The following is a 16,696-nucleotide window of genomic DNA, read 5'->3' as shown; positions in this document are numbered from 1 at the left end:
TCGCATGCGAAGCAAGCCTGCCGGATACCGATTTGTGGGGCGCGGAGCCCATACGCAGGCGGGTGGCGGCACGCCGCCGCCCGCTTTCGTGATGGGGAGCCTTCGAGCTATTCGGCGATCATTTCGCCGGAGCCGCCGAACTCAGCCGGAAAATCCTTCAACTTCGGCAGGCCGTCGCGTATCTGCAGCACTGCCTCGGAATAGTTGACGTGAACGCCTGGGCTGAATTTCAGCGTCGGGATCGTTGCGGTGAACACGTCGACGAGCCCGAGCGTCGGGTGGTTGGTCATCAGGTGACCGCCGCACTTTGTGCAATATTTGCGCTGGCTCATCGCGGTCTTCTCGAACGTCGCGATGTGGTCGGCGCCCTTGGTGACCTCGACCGCCTCGGGCTTCCAGAGGCTGAACGCATTCACCGGACCACCGGACCAGGAGCGGCATGAACGGCAGTGGCAATAGCCCATTGCCTCAGGCTCTCCGCTCACCTTGAGTTCGACGGCGCCACAAAAGCAGTTTCCAGTGTGATTCATCGGTCGGTTCTCCCTTGGGTTATTTTGATTGGGCTCAGCGTCGGCATCGATCCACGTTGCTCGTGGTGTTCGTGATGCAGAGAAGATGTAGACAGTGCGTAGCCGCGGCGAACTCCCTTGCGTGGACGTACCAGACCCTTCCCCGCGCGAGGCCTCGAATGCAGGCAGGTCGTCGACGCGACGGAAGTTACATGAGAGTCCGCGCCGCTGTCGACCATCTTCACAGCCTTGGCCGGGCCAATCCCGACCGCACACAAGGAAGGAGTTCAGTGTGAGGCAAGGCACAGTCATGCGATGAGGGCTACCGCGCCGGATTCCTGCGCGGCAAACCGGCACGTCAGCAATCACGTCAGATCAGCGTTGATGGTCCTTCAGCGGAACCCTGCTTGCCGTCGCAAGCCCGTACATCAGCGCCAGCCGATCCAAGCATTCCTTGAGACGCCGCGCAAAATAGTCCTGCCAGCGCTGCGTACACAGTCGGCGCCGCTGTCCAACCTGCTCCATGGTCATGCCGAGAATCAGGACATCGTGCAGTGGCGCCGAACCGTCGGCGCCGAGTTCATGCTCGGCGCGATTGAGGCGCAGCGTCGTCTGGCGCCGCCCCTCGGTGATCGGCTTGCATCGCAGGCCGCGATCGACGAATTCGCGCGTCGTATCCACCGCGCGCGGCCCGCGCTCGGCCTTTTGCCAGTCGTTTTGGAACGCCCGGCCACTCCGATATTGCGTATCGTCGATCTGGCGGTGCGCGTGCAACCGGCCGAGCGGATCGTTGCGGATCGAGCGAAAAGCAACGATCTTCTCGCCTGGCTCGAGCGCAAGGGGATCGTCGACGTCGACGGTCGCCACCTCGGCATTAACCGGCAGATCCTGGGCACGTCGATCGTGCGCTCCGGCGGGATCGTACGGCTTCCGGCGCTTGGCTCGCGGCATTGGTAACCTCCAAAATGTCTGATGATGGGCGCGCGGAGGCTTCCGCGCGATCGCAGTTGCGGACCAATGTCCGTCGGTCAGGTGATGAATTGCCTCAACCGGCCCCGATGGCTTGAAGCTAGTCGGCGCTCAATACCGGCCTCGTGGCCTCAGGATCGCGACTCAGGTGAAAATGCGGTGTGCAGTAGCTCAAGCCCGACCGGCACGGATGACCGCAGAAGGTAATGGTCTCGCCGTCGCTATCCCGCCATAGGGATAGCGGCAGTCTCCGGGCTTGAGGTCGAGCAGCGAAAGATGCCGCGGCACGACCGCCGCGCAACGAAGCTGCGGCATCTCCACCGTTTCAGTGAAGATCTTTGGCTCGCGAAGCAGATCCGGCGTCAGTTCGGCGCGCCCTTCACGCAGCCGCCTGATCCTTCGGAGCCCGGCAGGGACGGCTCGGGCCTTTCGAGGCCCGCCAACCCCATGCGCTGCGCTCGGCTGAGCGCCGCGTTGCGCGTATAGGCCGTATTGAAGGTAGCGTTGATCGTGTCAGCGATTTCCGAATAGGACAAGCCGCGGGCGTGGAGATCCTGCAGGGCTGCCGAATGCTCCGGCAGCCAGTTCATCATTTCCATTCCAAATTCCCATTTCTGTCATTCCGCCGGCGCCTCGCACACCTTCCGATATTCAGAAGAAAAAAAGTCAAGCTTGTTTCTGATAATCGTAACGGATATAGTGCCTTCGAGTTTGGGAAAGGATGAAACATGCTGGACGCGGCACTGATCGAACGAGCACTGGAAAAGACTGGGAAGAGCAAAGGCGGGCTTGCCCGCGCGATGGGGGTTCGGGCCGGGGCGGTCTCCGAAATCCTGTCGGGAATAAGGTTGATCAAGGCATCCGAGATTGCCCCGATCATGGAGTATTTGGAGCTGAATTCGGTGCCGATCGTGGGCCGGGTCGGCGCCGGCGCCTCGATCCAGCCGGAGCTGGAGCAGGTCCCGCCGGAGGGTCTCGGCGAAATCGAGCTTCCGTTCCCGATGACGGAGGAGACCGTCGCTTTCGAGGTCTCGGGCGATTCGATGCTGCCGAAATACGAGAACGGCGACGTCATCGTGGTGTATCGCGAGCAGCGCTATCCGCTGTCGAGCTTCTACGGAGAGGAAGCTGCGGTCCGGCTGAAGAGCGGCGAGCGATATCTGAAGACGATCGAACGCGGCAGTTCGTCGGGCACCGTCAACCTCAAGAGCTTTAATGCCAAGCCGATCAACGGCGTAAAGCTCGAATGGATCGGCGAAATCTGCGTCACCCTGCCTCGCGGCCAGATCGAAAGGCTGCGCGGCAAGTCGGGGGCGAAGAGTCGCAAATCTGCCCGGACGCAGGGCGGGCGATCGTCCGAGAAGTAACCGCGCCGCTTCAGGGACCGGCCGAACCGATTCGGACGCCTTCGGACCGAATCGGTCCGGCCATGCATGCCTGAATTTCGGTTTTCAACAATTCACCCTTGACATACTTCCGATTATCGGAAATAATGCGCAATAACAGTCAGAACATCGAACGATCAGGCAATGCAGTATTTCGTCGTGATGATCGACTATGGCCGCCGTGGCCGCGAGGCGATCGTCGATCCCAAAATGACACGACGCGACGTCGTCTCACGAATCGCCTCGGGCGAATATACGAACATCAGCTTCATTCACGAGATTGCCGAGCGTTCGGTCGAGGATGTGACGGACGACCTGCTGGCCGAGGCCGCCCTGCCGGAGCTCCCCGTGACCGGCGCGAACCTGCAAGCCAATACGCTGGATCACACCCGCGACCTGCGCAAACACGAACCGGTCTGACACCGCTCACGAGTTGATTGCGAAAACGTGATCTTTCTTGAGCCAGCCACTTGGCCGGAACCCGAAACGGACTAGATAGGGTTCACGCAAAGTCTATTCGGACCAGGCGCGGGTTCCCTCTAGATTAGCGATTCGTTTCTCGGGCCGGCAAATTTCAGCTTCAGATGACTTCGACAACAAACGCCGAGATCGCGAAAGCCGATGGCGATCTCAGGATCGCGCTGCTGCTTGGCATCGCAAACTGGTTTCTGTTTCTGGACCATATTCCGCACAACGTCGTCGGCGCGCTGACCATGCGCAACTTCGGCTTCAGCGGCGCAACCGACCTTTTTGTATTCGTCGGCGGCTACGCAGTGACGCTCATATACGCCAGGATGACGCTGGAACGCGGATTCCTGGTGGCCGCGACCCGCATCTTCAAGCGCGTATGGCAGCTCTATGCTGCCTATATCGTTCTATTCGTGATCTATGTCGAGTTCATCAGCTATGTCGCTACCCGGACCGCGGCGCCGGAGATCATCAGCGAGTTCAACATCACCGGCTTCATCGATCACCCGATCCGGACGTTGATCTACGGCCTGTTCCTGCAGGCCAAGCCGCTCAATCTCGACGTGCTGCAACTCACCATTGCCTTGATGGCGTTCCAGCCCATCATCGTGTTCGGGCTGTTGTACGTGCCGAACGCGACGGTCGTCGCATCCGTGACCCTCTATGCGGCCGGCCGGCTGCTCAACTGGAACCTGTCGTCATATCCGTATGGAGACTGGTACCTCAATCCGTTCTGCTGGCAATTGCTGTTCGTGATGGGCGGCTGGCTCGCGCTGATCGGCGCGCGATATGCGCCCGCGATCCGCGCGATGCAGGCTGCTCCCGCGCTGCGCGCCATGGCGTTGCTGTATCTGCTGTTCGCCCTGACGATCATCTCGAGCAGCGATATCCCGGCGCTCGCGCAAATGATGCCGAGCGGGCTGAGCGATATGCTGCTGCCAAACGACCGGGAGGAGATCGCGCCTCATCGCATCCTGCACTTCCTGGTCCTGACGTTCCTGTTCACGTGGCTGGTGCCGCGCGATTGGGAATACCTGCGATCTCCCGCCTTGCAGCCGATCATCAAGTGCGGCGAGGAATGGCTCGCCGTGTTCTGTGCAGGCGTCTTCCTCTCCTTCGCTGCGCACCTGATCCTGATTACGGGCCCATACTCACTGGCAAGGCAGGTCGCGGTCAGCATCGCCGGTATCGCGGCGATGACGGCCGTCGCCTACTACGTCTCGTGGTCAAAGCAGCAGGACGGCAAGTCGGCCGTCGCTCATTCCTGATTCCTGCGGTTAGTCGATCGCCAGCGACCGCCGCAGCCGCGCCTCACTATCGCGCAACATGGCGGTATCGGCCCGCCTCCCCGACTATTTCCTGCGCGACGCCAGGATCTTCTCGGCGGCGCGCAGATGCGGCTTGTCCAGCATCTTGCCGTCCATCTTGGCGACCCCCGACGGGTTATTGGCGAACGCGGCGATCACCCGCTCCGACCATGCAATCTCCTCATCCGTCGGCATGAAGGCCGCGTTGACGACGTCGACATGCTTGGGATGGATCACGGCTTTGGCGAGGAAGCCATCCTGGCGTGCGGCGACCGCCTCGGCCTTCAAGGCATCGAGATCGTTGATGTCGGTCGCGATGGTGTCGATCGCGACGACGCCGGCGGCGGCCGCGCCGATCAGGCAGAGATCGCGCGCCAGGATGAAGGGCGAGTGATAGCGGCCATCGCTGCGATTGCGCGTTGCCCCGAGCGAGGCTGCGAGATCCTCCGCGCCCCACATCATGCCCCATAGCCGCGGGCTCATGTTCTCGAAATCGAGGATTTTCAGCACCGCCCGCGCCGTCTCGGTCGCGACCGTCACGATCCGGGTGGTGCCCTGCGCGATATCAGAGGCCGCCTCGAATGCGTCAAGATAGAGTGCGAGCCGGTTGACGTCGGCGGCACCGGCGCATTTCGGCAGCACGATTCCATCGGGTTTGCCGGGCATCACGGCGGCGAGATCGCCGAGCGTCAGATCGGTGTCGAGCGCGTTGACGCGGATATAAAGCTTCTGCTCCGGATTGCGCGCATCGAGCATCTGGCGCGTGATGCCCCGCGCAACCACCTTCTGGTCCGGCGCGATGGAATCCTCGAGGTCGAGGATCAGCGCATCGGCTGCGGTCTTCTTCGCGCTTTCATATTTCCGGGTGCTGTCGCCGGGAACGAACAGGAACGATCGCATCGCTTACGCCTTCGGCTTGCAGTGCATCAGGCCGGTCCGGCGGCAGCTCGCCACCACCTCGCCGCGCTGGTTGGTCATGGTGTGCTCGAACTCGACGATGCCCTGGGTCGGCCGCGACTTGCTGGCGCGCTTGCCGATGATCCTGGTGTGCGCCTTCAGCGTATCGCCATGGAACACCGGCTTCGGGAACTTGACGTCGGTCATGCCGAGATTGCCGACGGTCGTTCCCAGCGTCGTATCGTACACGCTCATGCCGATCATGATGCCGAGCGTATAGAGGCTGTTGAACAGCCGCTGGCCGAACTCGGTCTTCTCGGAGAAATGCGCGTCGATATGCAATGGCTGCGGGTTCATGGTCAGAAGGCTGAACATGGTGTTGTCCATCTCGGTCACGGTGCGGCTGAACTCGTGATGGAATTCCTGTCCGATCTCGAACTCCTCGAAATACAATCCAGCCATTTACCGTCCCTTGTAGTTGGGCGCCCGCTTCTCGACGAACGCATTCAGCCCTTCCTGGCAATCTTCCGTCGATGCGACCACAACGAAGCTTTCCGCCGTGTTCTCCACCGAGCGGCGGAAATCGGCATCGACCGCACGCATGAAGGCGTCGCGGCCGATCTTCATCACGATCGGCGATTTCGCCGCGAGCTTGCGTGCGATCTCGCGGGCGCGCGCGAGCGCGGTGCCCTTCGGCACCACCTCGCTGAGCAGGCCCATGCGAAAGGCGGTCGCGGCATCGAAGGGCTCGCCAAGGAACAGCGGGCCGAACGCCTGGTGCTTACCGACCAGCCGCGGCAACTGCACGAAATGGATCGCCGGGATCAGGCCGACATCGATCTCGGGATAGCCGAAGGTCGAGCCGTCGCCCGCGACGATCATGTCGCAGGAGATCGCGATCGTCATGCCGCCGGCGCGCACCGCGCCATCGATCGCCGCAATCGTCGGCTTGCCCATGCGGTACTGCGTATCGTTCAGCGCGAAATACAGCCGCTCGAGGAACGTCTTGGTCTCGATCGCGGGCTTGCCCCTGACGATGTCGAGATCGAGGCCGGCGCAAAACACCTTGTGAGCGCTGCTGATGATGACGGCACGCACCGCGTCGTCGTCGCGCGCTTTCGCCAGCGCCGCCAGCAGCGCGTCGATCAGGGGAATGCTGAGTGCGTTGACCGGCGCGCGATCCAGCACGATCTCCGCAATCTGGTCGGTGACCGAGTAACGAACGAGGTCGGTGCTCATGATGTATTGCCTCCCGTTAGCTCTTGGTCTGCCGCACCGCGCCCGAGAGCAGCAGGCCATCGATCTCGGCGGAACCGAAGCCGGCCTCCGTCAGCACGGCGCGGCTATCCTGCCCGACGTCAGGCGCGGGGCAAAGGTGATCCTCGGACAGGCTCGCGATCCCCGGCGTGCGTGGCGTGTAGACCGCGCCGACGCCGGGTGTGTCCTGGCGCACCGATGCCCTGGTCGCCTCGACATGGACATTGCGCAGCCATTCGCCGGGATCGAGGATCCGCTCGGCGATGATATCTGCCGCATGCAGCCGGGTCAGCCAGGCATCCGTCGCCTGGGTCAGGAACACCTCGCGCAATTGCGGGATCAGCGCGTCGGCCGCGTCGGCGCGCCGGGCGAAGTCGGCAAAACGCGGATCGGCGGCGAGATCCTCACGGCCGATCGCACCGCACAGCCGCTTGTATTGCGGCTCGTTCACCAGGGTGACCATCATCCAGCCGTCCTGGGTCTGGTAGGTGCCGGCCGGAACGTTCAGCGCGCGCGGCGCGCCGCCCTCGAGGATGAACTCCGCCACCTTGTGGCCGAGCAGCGCCGACGTCGACTGGCAGAGATTGACGTCGATCCAGCGGCCGGTGCCGACGGTCGCACGCGCGAATAGCGTCGTGGCGATGGCCTGGAACGCATAGACGCCGGTGACGACGTCGGAAATCGTGGTGCCGACCCGATGCGGCACGCCATCGGCGCCGAGATTGACCGAGACCAGCCCCGAGAACGCCTGCGCCACCGAATCCGAGCCGGGCCGCTTGGCGTACGGGCCGCTCTGCCCGAAGCCGCTGACCGACAGATAGACCAGGGCGCGATTGTCGCGCGACAGGCCCTCGTAGCCGAGCCCGAGCCGCTCCGCGACGCCGGGACGAAATCCTTCGATGAGCACGTCGGCCTCGCGCGACAGCCGCTGCGCGATCGCGATCCCATCCTTGTGCTTCATGTCGAGGCACAGGCTGCGCTTGCCGCGGTTGTAGACCGCCGACAGCGTCGTGTGATTGCCGTAGGTCGTGCCGAGATAGCGCGACCAGTCGCCCTCCGGCGGTTCGACCTTGATGACGTCGGCGCCGTAGACCCCAAGCAGCATCGCGCAATAGGGCGAGGCAATCCCCTGCCCGAAATCGAGGACCTTCAGCCCGCGATACGGCGCTTCATGCGTCGGCGACAGCTTGCCCGCCATTTGTCCTCCCATGTCGAAAGAGCCCTGTCCTTTGGGCATGATCCCCGCGCAACCGCTACGCGCTTGTCGCTTTTTTCCGGATCATGCCCTACAGCGCCAGATAGCGCTGCCGGATGTTGTCGTTGGCCTTCAGCTCTTCGATGGAGGATGTGTAGACGATCTGTCCCTTGTCGATAACCGTCGCGTGGCTCGCAAGGCCAAGGCAAAAATGCATGTTCTGCTCGGCGATCAATACTGTGGCACCGGTTCCGCGGAGCTGCCGCAGCAGCTCGCCGATGCGCTGCACGATGATCGGCGCCAGCCCCTCGCTCGGCTCATCCAGCAGCAGCAGAACCGGATTGCCCATCAGCGTGCGGGCGATCGCCAGCATTTGCTGCTCGCCGCCGGACAGCCTTCCGGCGATCCGGTGCCGCAGCGGCTCGAGCAGCGGGAACACATCATAGACGCGGCGGATCGACCACTCGTCCTCGCCATCAGGCCCCTTCTTCTGGCCGATGACGAGATTGTCCTCGACGGTATGCTCGGGAAAGATCTGGCGGTCTTCCGGCACGAAGCCGAGCCCGGCCCGCGCGATGTGATGCGGCCGCATTCCCGAGACCACCTGGCCGCGCAGGGTCACCCTGCCGCGGTGCGCCGGCGCCAGCCCCATGATGGCCTTCATGGTGGTCGACTTGCCGGCGCCGTTGCGGCCGAGCAGCGCCATGGTCTCGCCCTGCCGCACCGACAGGCCGACGCCGAACAGGATCTGGCTGGTACCGTAATAGACGTCGAGGTCCTCGACCTGCACCACCGGCTGCGCGCTCATGCCACCGCTCCCGCGTGGTCGTCGCTGCCGAGATAGGCCTCGATCACGGCATCGTTCCTGCGGATCGCGTCCGGCGTCCCGGTCGCCAGGATCCGGCCGTAGCACAGCACGACGATTTGGGGCGCGATCTTGAACACGATGTCCATGTCGTGCTCGATGAACACGACGGTGATCTTCTGCTTCTCCCAGAGCTCGCGCACCTTGTCGATCATGCGCCAGCGCTCCTCGGTACCCATGCCCGCGGTCGGCTCGTCGAGCAGCAGCACCTTGGGCTCGAGCACCAGCGCGAGCGCGATATCGAGCAGCTTCTGGTCGCCATGCGACAGCGTCGCCGCGGTCCGGTTGCGCTTCCCGGCGAGGCCGAGCAGCTCCATCGTATGCTCGGCGCGGTCGCGCGTCTCGGCCAGCGGAAACCGGCGATGCATCACGCCGGCGCGGCGCTGATCGGCGCAGACTGCAGCGAGCATCGTCTCCTCCACCGTCAGCGACGGGAATATGCTCGCGACCTGGAAGGCGCGGCCGATGCCATGGCGCACGATCTCCGGCGGGGCCTTGCCCGCCATGTCGACGCCGTTGAGCAAGATCTGCCCGGCATCAGGCTGCAGCGCGCCCGTGATCAGGTTGAAGAATGTGCTCTTGCCGGCGCCGTTGGGGCCGATCACGGCGGTGAGCGAACCATCGGCGAAGTCGAGCGAGACGTTGTCGGTCGCCTTGACGCCGCCAAAGGATTTCGAGAGTCCGCGAATCTCCAGCATGGCTAGCCACTCGCCTCCCGTAGACCGCCGTACGTGCTCCACGATGTGCCGGCAAGCCAGCCGCAATCGACCGGCACGTTGGCGCCGGTCATCGCGGAGGCCGCGTCGGAGGCCAGGAATGCGACGACGCGGCCGATCTCCGAGGGGTCAACAAGGCGGCGAAGTGCTGCATTGGCAGCCAACGCCGAGACATCCCGCTCCCCTCGATCGATGGCATTCTTCAGCGCCGGCGTCAGCGTATAGCCAGGGGACACGGCATTGACGCGGATGCCGGACGGCCCCCATTCGGCCGCGAGGCATTCGGTGATGGCGATCACCGCCGCCTTGGCGGGCGCATAGGCATGCAGCGGCATCGAGCGCATGCCGGCAATCGAGGCGATGTTGAGGATGCTGCCGCGCTTGCGCGCGATCATCTGCCGCGCAAAGGCAACGCAGGCGACATAGGTCCCGCGCTGGTCGACGCGCACGACGTCGTCCCAGGAGGTCATCGGCAGCTCGTGCGGCCGGACCGGCACCTGGATGATGCCGGCGCTGTTGACCAGCACCGCGACCGGGCCGCAGTCGCGCTCGATCGCGGCCGCACAGGCCTCGACGCTGCGCTCGTCCGCCACGTCGGCCGCAAACGCCTTGCCACCGACTTCCGCCGCAATCGTCTGCGCCTTGGCAAGATCGCGGTCGAGAACGGCGACGAGATCGCCAGCCGCTGCGAGCTCACGCACGCACGCCGCGCCGATGCCGCTGGCGCCGCCGGTTACGACGCTGATCCGCGTCTGTGCACTCATGGCGCGCGCTCCCCGGCTTCTCCGCGACGCTGCGCGAACCATTCGACGACAAAGTCCATCAGGCCCTTTCGCAGGCCGATGGCAAAGAACAGGATCACAATGCCGAGCACGATGCCGTGATACTCGGTCAGGCGGGTAACGGTATCGTTGAGGATCAGCAGCAGCACCGTACCGACCATCGGTCCGAGGAAGGTTGTCACGCCCCCGAGCATGTTGATGAAGATGCCCTCGCCCGAGATCGTCCAATAGGCGAACTCGGGATAGGCGCCGGAGACGAACAGCGCCATGATGATGCCGCCGGTTGCCGCGAACAGCGCGGCGAGCACAAAGATCGTCAGCTTGGCGCGCCAGACATCGATGCCGATGAAGCTCGCCCGCGTGGCGTTGTCGCGGATCATGCGCAGCGTGTAGCCGAACGGCGATTGCGCGATCTGGCGCATGAGCAGCAGGCCGATCACCAGCAGGGCGCAGCTCGTGATGTAGAGATGTAGATGATTCGACAGATCGATGCCGAGAAACAGCGGCCTCGGGATCCCGCCGCGCAGGCCCTGGTCGCCGCCGGTCAGCGACTGCCACGACAGGATGGTCGAGTGAATCAGCATCTGGAATGCCAGCGTGACGAAGGCGAAATAGATCTCCTTCAGCCGCACGCAGATCGCGCCGATGACGACGGCAACGACCAGGGTCATCGCCAGCGTGGCGACGAAGGCCACCGGGATCGGCACGCCGGTCTTCTGCATCATCAGCCCGAAACCATAGGCACCGAGGCCGAAGAACATGCCGTGGCCGAACGAGATCAAACCGGTGTAGCCGACCAGAAGGTTGAGCGACGTCGCGAACAATCCGTAGGCTGCGCAGCGGATCACAAAGTCGAGCAGCTGCTTGCTGCCGAAGATGAACGGCAGCAGCGCGAGCAGGACAAAGGCCGCGAGCGCGATCAGCACATCGCGGTAACGCTGCGGCCTGGCGTCGATCCGGGCAACATCGAGGGGCTGCGTGCCCTGCCCGGCCTGCAATTCGGTCATGCGACCTCCTTGCCGAACAGCCCGCTCGGACGCGACACCAGCACGACCACCATGAACAGATACATCAAGCCCTCGGTGAACAGCGGGAAGCCGAGCGATCCGAAGGAGCGGATCAGGCCGATCAAAAGCGCGCCGATCAACGCGCCGAGGATCGAACCCATGCCGCCGATCACGGTGACGATGAAGGACTCGATCAGCACCGAGAAGCCCATGCCTGGTGTCAGCGAGCGCACCGGCGCGGCAAGCGCTCCTGCCAGTCCCGCCAGCATGCCGCCAAGCGCAAATACGCCGCCATAGATCAGCCCGGTATTGATCCCCAGCGCCGAGACCATTCCGGGATTATGCGCAGCCGCACGGATCACCTTGCCGATCCTGGAGCGCGCCAGCCCCAGGCCGAGAACAACCGCCGCGGCGAGCGCCACCCCGATCAAGAGCAGATAATATGGCGGCACCACGCCGCCGGCGATGAACAGCGGCGGCACCTGGAACGCGGCCGGCATGCCCATCGACTTGAACTCAGGCCCCCAGATCATGCGGACGACATCGTCGAAGATCAGCACAAAGGCGTAGCAGACCAGGAGCTGCATCAAGACGTCGCGGCCGTAAACCCGGCTCATGAACACGCGCTCGAAGATCAGGCCGAGGATCGCGGTGCCGACGGCGCCGCTCAGCATCGCCAGCGCGAAGCTGCCGGTGAGCTGATAGGCCGTCATCGCGAAGTAGGCGCCGAACATATAGAAGGCGCCGTGGCTGAAATTGACCACCTTGAGCACGCCGAAGATCAGCGTCAGCCCAACGGCGACAAGGAACAGCAGCATGCCGATGATCAGGCCGCTGGTGGTTTGCGTCACCAGGCAGGCAGGGCTGGCGAGGCAACTGGCGAGCGCGTCGAGGTCCACGGAAAATCATCCATCACGGCGGGCCGCAACGTCGGCGCGCGACAAACATCAGATGCGAGGCGAAGGCAGCAGATTGCCACCTCCGCCCGACATGCGGATCAGGTGTAGCCCTTGCTCTTCTTCCACTCGGCTTCGAGCTCGAAGATGGTCTTCCAGTCTCCGGCCTTCACGTCAGGCACGTAGGGCTCCTGCGGGATCGTGGTGCCCCAGCCGATGGCGTAACCGACCAGCGTGTGGTCGTCGGCGCGCATAGTGACGGTGCCGTCGGCGCCGAACGGGCACTTGATGGTGAGCCCGGTGAGCGCTTCCGCGACCTTCTTGCCGTCGGTCGAGTTCGCCTTCTTGACGGCCTCGTTGAGGAACATGACCGCCGTGGCGTTCTGCCACGACCAGTTGGTCGGGTACTCGTTGTACTTGGCCTTGTAGGCATCGCCCCAGGCCGCATTTTCCGGCGTCGGCGGGAATGTCTTGATGTAGCGGTCGCCGGAGTGGATGCCCTTGGGCAAGTTCTTCACCACCGTGAGTGCGGTGTAGTCGGCCATGTTGACCGCGAACACCTCCATCTGGGTGAACATCGCGTAGATGTTGGCCTGGTCGATGTAGGAGGTGAGATCGCCACCCCACAGGCACGAATAAAGCGCCTGCGGCTTTGCCTGCAGGATCTTGGTCACCACCTCGGTGTAATCGGGCTGGAACAGCTTTGGCCAGGACTCGCTGATGATCTCGACGTCAGGCGCGAACTTCTTCAGGTAGAGCACGAACTCGCCGGTGGTGTCGCGGCCATAGGCATAGTCGGGCGAACAGGTCGCCCATTTCTTCAGGCCCTTGGCCTTGGCGATCCCTGCAGCGTAGCTGGCGCCGACGATCGAATCATGAATGCCCTGCCGCACACAACGGAAGGCGTTCGGGATGTGCTGCTTGGGATCGGCGGTCAGCGATGACGCTTCCGAGCAGGTGTGGATGCACAGCACGCCGAGATCGCGCGCCACTTCGTGAACCGCGAACGATCCCGAGGACGCTTCGCCGTCAAGCAGCATCTCGCAGCCGTCGGTGTTGACGAGCTCGCGCGCGATGCGCGCCGCTTCCTGCGGCTGTCCCTTGGAGTCGCGGATCACCATCTCGATCTGCCGCCCGGCAAGGCCGCCGGCGGCATTGACCTTCTCGACCTCCAGCAGCACTGCGTTGCGCGAGGACGTTCCGAGCTGCGCGACGCGGCCCGACAGAATGGTCGGCATGCCGATCTTGATCGTCTTGGCCTGTGCGCGCGCCACCCATGGCGCGGCAAAGCTCACCGCACCGGCGCCCATCAGCGCAAGCGTCGAGCGCCGGGTGATGCCCGGTTTCCGGGTCCTCTTCATCATTCCCCTCCCTGTCGGATTCGCGTTCCCAAAATCCCTGCCGGAGATCGTTCCGTCTCCATGACCACGATGTTTTCAGAGCAAGGGGGGTGACGTCAAGCCAAAGATGAATTACGACTCACAATTCATCCAGGGAGAAAACGGCGCCGGAATCGGCCCCGCGGGCGGCAAATGATCAACCTTTCCAGCTTCATCGCATTTCATGCCCGGCGGACTCCGGACCGCTGTGCGCTGAAATATCGCGGTGAGGACGTCTCCTACGCCGACTTTGATCTGCGGATCCGGCAGGTCGGCGGCTGGCTCGCGGCGCGCGGGATGGCGCCCGGCGACATCGTCGCCGTGCTGATGAAGAACAGCACGGCCTTTCTCGAGCTGGCGTTCGCGACCAGCCATATCGGCGCGGTGTTCCTGCCGATCAACTATCGCCTCTCGGCCGATGAGGTCGGCTACATCGTCGGCAATTCCGGCGCGCGCCTCTTGGTCGCCGACGAGGAGTTTGCCGCGATCGAAACCGGCGGCGCGCCGGTCGTGCTGCTCGATGAGGTCGCGCAGTCCAGCGTCACCAACCTTGCGCCCGACATCGCGCCGGCGCCGATCCATGTGCGCGGGCCGCGCGACCTGATGCGGCTGATGTACACCTCGGGCACGACCGATCGTCCCAAGGGGGTGATGCTCACTTACGAGAACGTCTACTGGAAGTCCGCCGACCAGACCTTGGTGCTCGGGCTCAACGCCGACACGCGGTTGCTCGTCGTCGGTCCGCTCTATCACGTCGGCGCGCTCGACCTGCCCGGCATCGCGGTGCTCTGGCATGGCGGCATGCTGTGCATCCACCGCACCTTCGAGCCTGAACCCGCACTCGCCGCGATCGAGCGGGAGAAACTGAACGCGGCATGGTTCGCGCCGGTCATGACGACGGCGCTCCTCACCTGCCCGAACCGCGAGCGCTATGACGTCTCCAGCCTGCAATGGGCGATCGGCGGCGGCGAGAAGACACCGGAAGTCCGCATCCGCGCCTTCTCTGACTATTTCAAGAACGCGCGCTACATCGATGCCTACGGCCTCACCGAAAGCTGCGGCGGCGATACCTTCATGGACGCCGGCCGCGAGATCGAGAAGATCGGCTCGACCGGCCGCGCCATCGCCCATGTCGAGATCGAGATTCGCGACGATGCCGGCAAGCGCCTGCCGGCCGGCCAGAACGGCGAGATCTGCCTGCGCGGCCCGAAGGTCACGCAGGGCTACTGGAAGGATCCGGAGAAGACCGCATCCGCGTTCTTCGGCGACTGGTTCCGCACCGGCGATGTCGGCTATCTCGACGATGACGGCTTCCTGTATCTGACCGACCGCAAGAAGGACATGATCATCTCCGGCGGCGAGAACATCGCCTCCTCCGAGGTCGAGCGCGTCATCTACGAAATGCCCGAAGTGCGCGAGGTCGCGGTGATCGGCCTGCCGGACGCGCGCTGGGGCGAGAAGCCGGTCGCGATCGTGGTGCTGGCCGACGACGCCAAGCTCGACCTGCCCGGTCTCACCGACCACTGCCGGACACGGCTCGCCGGCTTCAAGGTGCCGCGGCAGCTCGTCATCCGCGACAGCCTGCCGCGCAATCCATCCGGCAAAGTGCTCAAACGCGTGCTCCGCGCCGAACTCGAGGCCACCGCATGACGCAAGCGACAACCGCCAAAGTGACAAAGCTCAACCGGGTCGAGCGCAACGCCTGGACCAAGCAGAAGATCTTCGACGCCGCGACCAAGGTCGTCGGCAAATACGGCTATGCCGAAGCCTCGGTCGCGCGCATCACCGAGGCCGCCGGCGTCGCGCAGGGCACCTTCTACAATCATTTCGAGAACCGCCAGGAGCTGCTCGACCAGCTGCTGCCGAAGATCGGCCTCGACATGGTCCGCTTCATCCATGCGCGCACCGGCACCGCAAGCGAAGCCCGGCAGGAGGTCGAGCGCTTCAGCGCCTTCTTCGATTTCATCCGCGAGGTGCCGGAATTCCTGCGCATCCTCAACGAGGCCGAATTCTTCGCGCCGATCGGCTACCAGAAGCATTTTGACAACATCTCGAGCGCCTATGTGCGGATCCTGCAACGCGCGCGGGCTGCCGGTGCGACCAACGCGTTCAGCGACGAGGAATTCGAGGCCATCGTCCAGGTGCTGATGGGCGCGCGCGGTTATCTCAGCCGCCGCTATTCCTATTCCGAGCGCGGCGTCACCGCGGTGCCCGACTATGTGATCACCGCCTATCAAAAACTGGTCACCCGCGGCCTGTTCACCACCAGCGACAAGGGAAGAAAATCATGAGCGCTGAGGGCACCATCCTCGTCACCGGCGGCAGCCGCGGCATTGGTGCGGCGACCGCGACACTGCTCGCCGATCAGGGGCATCGCGTCGTCATCGTCGACATCGCGCCCGAGCCGCTGGTTGGAACTGCCGCCGTCCTGTGGCCGGCGCCGTTCGACGTCGCGAACGAGAGCGCCGTTGTCGCGGGCATTGCCGATATCGAGACCGCGCATGGTCCGATCAGCGGCCTCGTCAACGCCGCCGGCGTGTTCGGTAAGATGCACACGATCGAACGGGTGCGGATGGAGCAATGGGACCGCGAGGTCAATATCGATCTGCGCGGCACCTTCCTGGTCGCGCGCAGCGTCGGCATCGCCATGGCGAAGCGGCGGCATGGCGCGATCGTCAACGTCGCCTCGGTGGCCGGCATGACGTCGGGCCCGATCCACGCCTATACCGCGGCGAAGGCCGGCGTCATCCAGATCACGCAGACGCTCGCCGCCGAATGGGGCCGTTCCGGCGTCCGCGTCAACGCGGTGTCGCCCGGCTTCACCCGCACGGCAGCGCTCGAGGCCGGCATCGCATCGGGCGCCCTGAACAAGGACCTGCTGGCGCGGCCGACCGCGCTGAACCGGCTGGTCGAGCCGATCGAAGTCGCGCAGGCGATCGCATGGCTGCTCTCGCCGCAGAGCAGCGGCATCACCGGCATCAACCTGCCGGTCGATGCCGGCTACATCGCAGGCACCACCTGGGCCGCCTATGGCGGCCTGCCGGAAGCCCCACGCAGCTGAGGA

At 64.2% G+C, this 16,696-nt stretch carries 19 protein-coding genes; 6 read left to right on the top strand and 13 right to left on the bottom strand.

Translation table 11 applies throughout. From position 1 onward, the window contains the following. Positions 1 to 107: 107 nt before the first annotated feature. The 3 genes from J2R78_RS28950 to J2R78_RS28940 all read right to left on the bottom strand — a co-directional run bounded on the left by J2R78_RS28950 (position 108) and on the right by J2R78_RS28940 (position 2,077). Entirely contained in the window at positions 108 to 530 is a 423-nt protein-coding gene (locus J2R78_RS28950) for a GFA family protein (RefSeq protein WP_026193083.1), read from the bottom strand. A gap of 354 nt (positions 531 to 884) precedes the next feature. Beyond that, positions 885 to 1,460: a hypothetical protein gene (locus J2R78_RS28945; protein ID WP_253607725.1), complete on the bottom strand. Its 576-nt coding sequence runs from the start codon at positions 1,458 to 1,460 to the stop codon at positions 885 to 887. Positions 1,461 to 1,840: 380 nt separating this feature from the next. Continuing rightward, complete coding sequence (locus J2R78_RS28940) at positions 1,841 to 2,077, bottom strand: GcrA family cell cycle regulator (RefSeq protein WP_253607724.1); 237 nt, start codon at positions 2,075 to 2,077, stop codon at positions 1,841 to 1,843. Between the two features lie 129 nt (positions 2,078 to 2,206). Here J2R78_RS28940 and J2R78_RS28935 point away from each other — a divergent pair, with 129 nt between their 5' ends. The 3 genes from J2R78_RS28935 (at position 2,207) to J2R78_RS28925 (ending at position 4,599) form a co-directional block, all read left to right on the top strand. Further along, positions 2,207 to 2,845 carry an XRE family transcriptional regulator gene (locus J2R78_RS28935; RefSeq protein ID WP_141339796.1) on the top strand — a complete coding sequence of 213 codons (639 nt, stop codon included), beginning with the start codon at positions 2,207 to 2,209 and terminating at the stop codon, positions 2,843 to 2,845. Between the two features lie 162 nt (positions 2,846 to 3,007). Continuing rightward, complete coding sequence (locus J2R78_RS28930; protein WP_168856034.1) at positions 3,008 to 3,283, top strand: hypothetical protein; 276 nt, start codon at positions 3,008 to 3,010, stop codon at positions 3,281 to 3,283. A 164-nt stretch (positions 3,284 to 3,447) separates the two neighbouring features. Further along, positions 3,448 to 4,599 (top strand): OpgC domain-containing protein, encoded by a 1,152-nt coding sequence (locus J2R78_RS28925; protein ID WP_253607723.1) that lies wholly within the window; start codon positions 3,448 to 3,450, stop codon positions 4,597 to 4,599. 84 nt (positions 4,600 to 4,683) lie between these two features. Here J2R78_RS28925 and J2R78_RS28920 read toward each other — a convergent pair whose 3' ends face one another. The 10 genes from J2R78_RS28920 to J2R78_RS28875 form a co-directional block, all read right to left on the bottom strand. Beyond that, positions 4,684 to 5,538 carry a CoA ester lyase gene (locus J2R78_RS28920; RefSeq protein ID WP_050383900.1) on the bottom strand — a complete coding sequence of 285 codons (855 nt, stop codon included), beginning with the start codon at positions 5,536 to 5,538 and terminating at the stop codon, positions 4,684 to 4,686. 3 nt (positions 5,539 to 5,541) lie between these two features. Next, positions 5,542 to 5,997, bottom strand: coding sequence for a MaoC family dehydratase (locus tag J2R78_RS28915; RefSeq protein WP_016847346.1), 456 nt, complete (start codon positions 5,995 to 5,997; stop codon positions 5,542 to 5,544). Continuing rightward, positions 5,998 to 6,774: an enoyl-CoA hydratase/isomerase family protein gene (locus tag J2R78_RS28910; RefSeq protein ID WP_018272841.1), complete on the bottom strand. Its 777-nt coding sequence runs from the start codon at positions 6,772 to 6,774 to the stop codon at positions 5,998 to 6,000. Positions 6,775 to 6,790: 16 nt separating this feature from the next. After that, positions 6,791 to 7,990, bottom strand: coding sequence for a CaiB/BaiF CoA-transferase family protein (locus tag J2R78_RS28905; protein ID WP_253607722.1), 1,200 nt, complete (start codon positions 7,988 to 7,990; stop codon positions 6,791 to 6,793). Between the two features lie 88 nt (positions 7,991 to 8,078). Further along, on the bottom strand, positions 8,079 to 8,795 hold the full coding sequence (locus J2R78_RS28900; RefSeq protein WP_075968245.1) for an ABC transporter ATP-binding protein: 717 nt from the start codon (positions 8,793 to 8,795) through the stop codon (positions 8,079 to 8,081). Beyond that, positions 8,792 to 9,550 (bottom strand): ABC transporter ATP-binding protein, encoded by a 759-nt coding sequence (locus tag J2R78_RS28895; RefSeq protein WP_076834112.1) that lies wholly within the window; start codon positions 9,548 to 9,550, stop codon positions 8,792 to 8,794. The genes J2R78_RS28900 and J2R78_RS28895 overlap by 4 nt, the downstream gene beginning before the upstream one ends. Before the next feature lie 2 nt (positions 9,551 to 9,552). Beyond that, positions 9,553 to 10,332 carry an SDR family NAD(P)-dependent oxidoreductase gene (locus J2R78_RS28890; protein ID WP_253607721.1) on the bottom strand — a complete coding sequence of 260 codons (780 nt, stop codon included), beginning with the start codon at positions 10,330 to 10,332 and terminating at the stop codon, positions 9,553 to 9,555. After that, positions 10,329 to 11,357: a branched-chain amino acid ABC transporter permease gene (locus J2R78_RS28885; RefSeq protein ID WP_253607720.1), complete on the bottom strand. Its 1,029-nt coding sequence runs from the start codon at positions 11,355 to 11,357 to the stop codon at positions 10,329 to 10,331. Before J2R78_RS28885 ends, J2R78_RS28890 begins: the two co-directional genes overlap by 4 nt. After that, complete coding sequence (locus tag J2R78_RS28880) at positions 11,354 to 12,256, bottom strand: branched-chain amino acid ABC transporter permease (RefSeq protein ID WP_076834117.1); 903 nt, start codon at positions 12,254 to 12,256, stop codon at positions 11,354 to 11,356. The genes J2R78_RS28885 and J2R78_RS28880 overlap by 4 nt, the downstream gene beginning before the upstream one ends. A gap of 98 nt (positions 12,257 to 12,354) precedes the next feature. Beyond that, a complete protein-coding gene (locus J2R78_RS28875; protein ID WP_038383532.1) occupies positions 12,355 to 13,614 on the bottom strand; it encodes an ABC transporter substrate-binding protein in 1,260 nt (419 codons plus the stop codon). Between the two features lie 171 nt (positions 13,615 to 13,785). On the opposite strand from J2R78_RS28875, the gene J2R78_RS28870 reads away from it, so the two are divergent. From J2R78_RS28870 to J2R78_RS28860, 3 genes are read left to right on the top strand one after another with little or no spacing between them, the layout of a single operon-like run. Then, positions 13,786 to 15,282: an AMP-binding protein gene (locus J2R78_RS28870; protein ID WP_253607719.1), complete on the top strand. Its 1,497-nt coding sequence runs from the start codon at positions 13,786 to 13,788 to the stop codon at positions 15,280 to 15,282. Continuing rightward, a complete protein-coding gene (locus J2R78_RS28865; RefSeq protein WP_157345231.1) occupies positions 15,279 to 15,923 on the top strand; it encodes a TetR/AcrR family transcriptional regulator in 645 nt (214 codons plus the stop codon). The genes J2R78_RS28870 and J2R78_RS28865 overlap by 4 nt, the downstream gene beginning before the upstream one ends. Continuing rightward, positions 15,920 to 16,693, top strand: a complete 774-nt coding sequence (locus J2R78_RS28860) for an SDR family NAD(P)-dependent oxidoreductase (RefSeq protein ID WP_225645907.1) — start codon at positions 15,920 to 15,922, stop codon at positions 16,691 to 16,693. The genes J2R78_RS28865 and J2R78_RS28860 overlap by 4 nt, the downstream gene beginning before the upstream one ends. The last annotated feature ends 3 nt before the right edge of the window (positions 16,694 to 16,696 follow it).

The sequence above is a fragment of the Bradyrhizobium sp. USDA 4538 genome, assembly GCF_024171045.1.
Lineage (GTDB): Bacteria > Pseudomonadota > Alphaproteobacteria > Rhizobiales > Xanthobacteraceae > Bradyrhizobium > Bradyrhizobium australafricanum.
Note: the sequence above shows the minus strand (reverse complement) of the source record. Positions and strands in the feature narration are given on the sequence as shown.

What these genes read in the sequence shown, in the direction of transcription:
- J2R78_RS28920 (WP_050383900.1), bottom strand. Translation starts at nt 5,538, where the DNA reads ATGCGATCGTTCCTGTTCGTTCCCGGCGACAGCACCCGGAAATATGAA.
- J2R78_RS28945 (WP_253607725.1), bottom strand. Translation starts at nt 1,460, where the DNA reads ATGCCGCGAGCCAAGCGCCGGAAGCCGTACGATCCCGCCGGAGCGCAC.
- J2R78_RS28890 (WP_253607721.1), bottom strand. Translation starts at nt 10,332, where the DNA reads ATGAGTGCACAGACGCGGATCAGCGTCGTAACCGGCGGCGCCAGCGGC.
- J2R78_RS28875 (WP_038383532.1), bottom strand. Translation starts at nt 13,614, where the DNA reads ATGAAGAGGACCCGGAAACCGGGCATCACCCGGCGCTCGACGCTTGCG.
- J2R78_RS28885 (WP_253607720.1), bottom strand. Translation starts at nt 11,357, where the DNA reads ATGACCGAATTGCAGGCCGGGCAGGGCACGCAGCCCCTCGATGTTGCC.
- J2R78_RS28860 (WP_225645907.1), top strand. Translation starts at nt 15,920, where the DNA reads ATGAGCGCTGAGGGCACCATCCTCGTCACCGGCGGCAGCCGCGGCATT.
- J2R78_RS28910 (WP_018272841.1), bottom strand. Translation starts at nt 6,774, where the DNA reads ATGAGCACCGACCTCGTTCGTTACTCGGTCACCGACCAGATTGCGGAG.
- J2R78_RS28935 (WP_141339796.1), top strand. Translation starts at nt 2,207, where the DNA reads ATGCTGGACGCGGCACTGATCGAACGAGCACTGGAAAAGACTGGGAAG.
- J2R78_RS28865 (WP_157345231.1), top strand. Translation starts at nt 15,279, where the DNA reads ATGACGCAAGCGACAACCGCCAAAGTGACAAAGCTCAACCGGGTCGAG.
- J2R78_RS28915 (WP_016847346.1), bottom strand. Translation starts at nt 5,997, where the DNA reads ATGGCTGGATTGTATTTCGAGGAGTTCGAGATCGGACAGGAATTCCAT.
- J2R78_RS28905 (WP_253607722.1), bottom strand. Translation starts at nt 7,990, where the DNA reads ATGGCGGGCAAGCTGTCGCCGACGCATGAAGCGCCGTATCGCGGGCTG.
- J2R78_RS28870 (WP_253607719.1), top strand. Translation starts at nt 13,786, where the DNA reads ATGATCAACCTTTCCAGCTTCATCGCATTTCATGCCCGGCGGACTCCG.
- J2R78_RS28950 (WP_026193083.1), bottom strand. Translation starts at nt 530, where the DNA reads ATGAATCACACTGGAAACTGCTTTTGTGGCGCCGTCGAACTCAAGGTG.
- J2R78_RS28925 (WP_253607723.1), top strand. Translation starts at nt 3,448, where the DNA reads ATGACTTCGACAACAAACGCCGAGATCGCGAAAGCCGATGGCGATCTC.
- J2R78_RS28930 (WP_168856034.1), top strand. Translation starts at nt 3,008, where the DNA reads ATGCAGTATTTCGTCGTGATGATCGACTATGGCCGCCGTGGCCGCGAG.
- J2R78_RS28895 (WP_076834112.1), bottom strand. Translation starts at nt 9,550, where the DNA reads ATGCTGGAGATTCGCGGACTCTCGAAATCCTTTGGCGGCGTCAAGGCG.
- J2R78_RS28940 (WP_253607724.1), bottom strand. Translation starts at nt 2,077, where the DNA reads ATGGAAATGATGAACTGGCTGCCGGAGCATTCGGCAGCCCTGCAGGAT.
- J2R78_RS28900 (WP_075968245.1), bottom strand. Translation starts at nt 8,795, where the DNA reads ATGAGCGCGCAGCCGGTGGTGCAGGTCGAGGACCTCGACGTCTATTAC.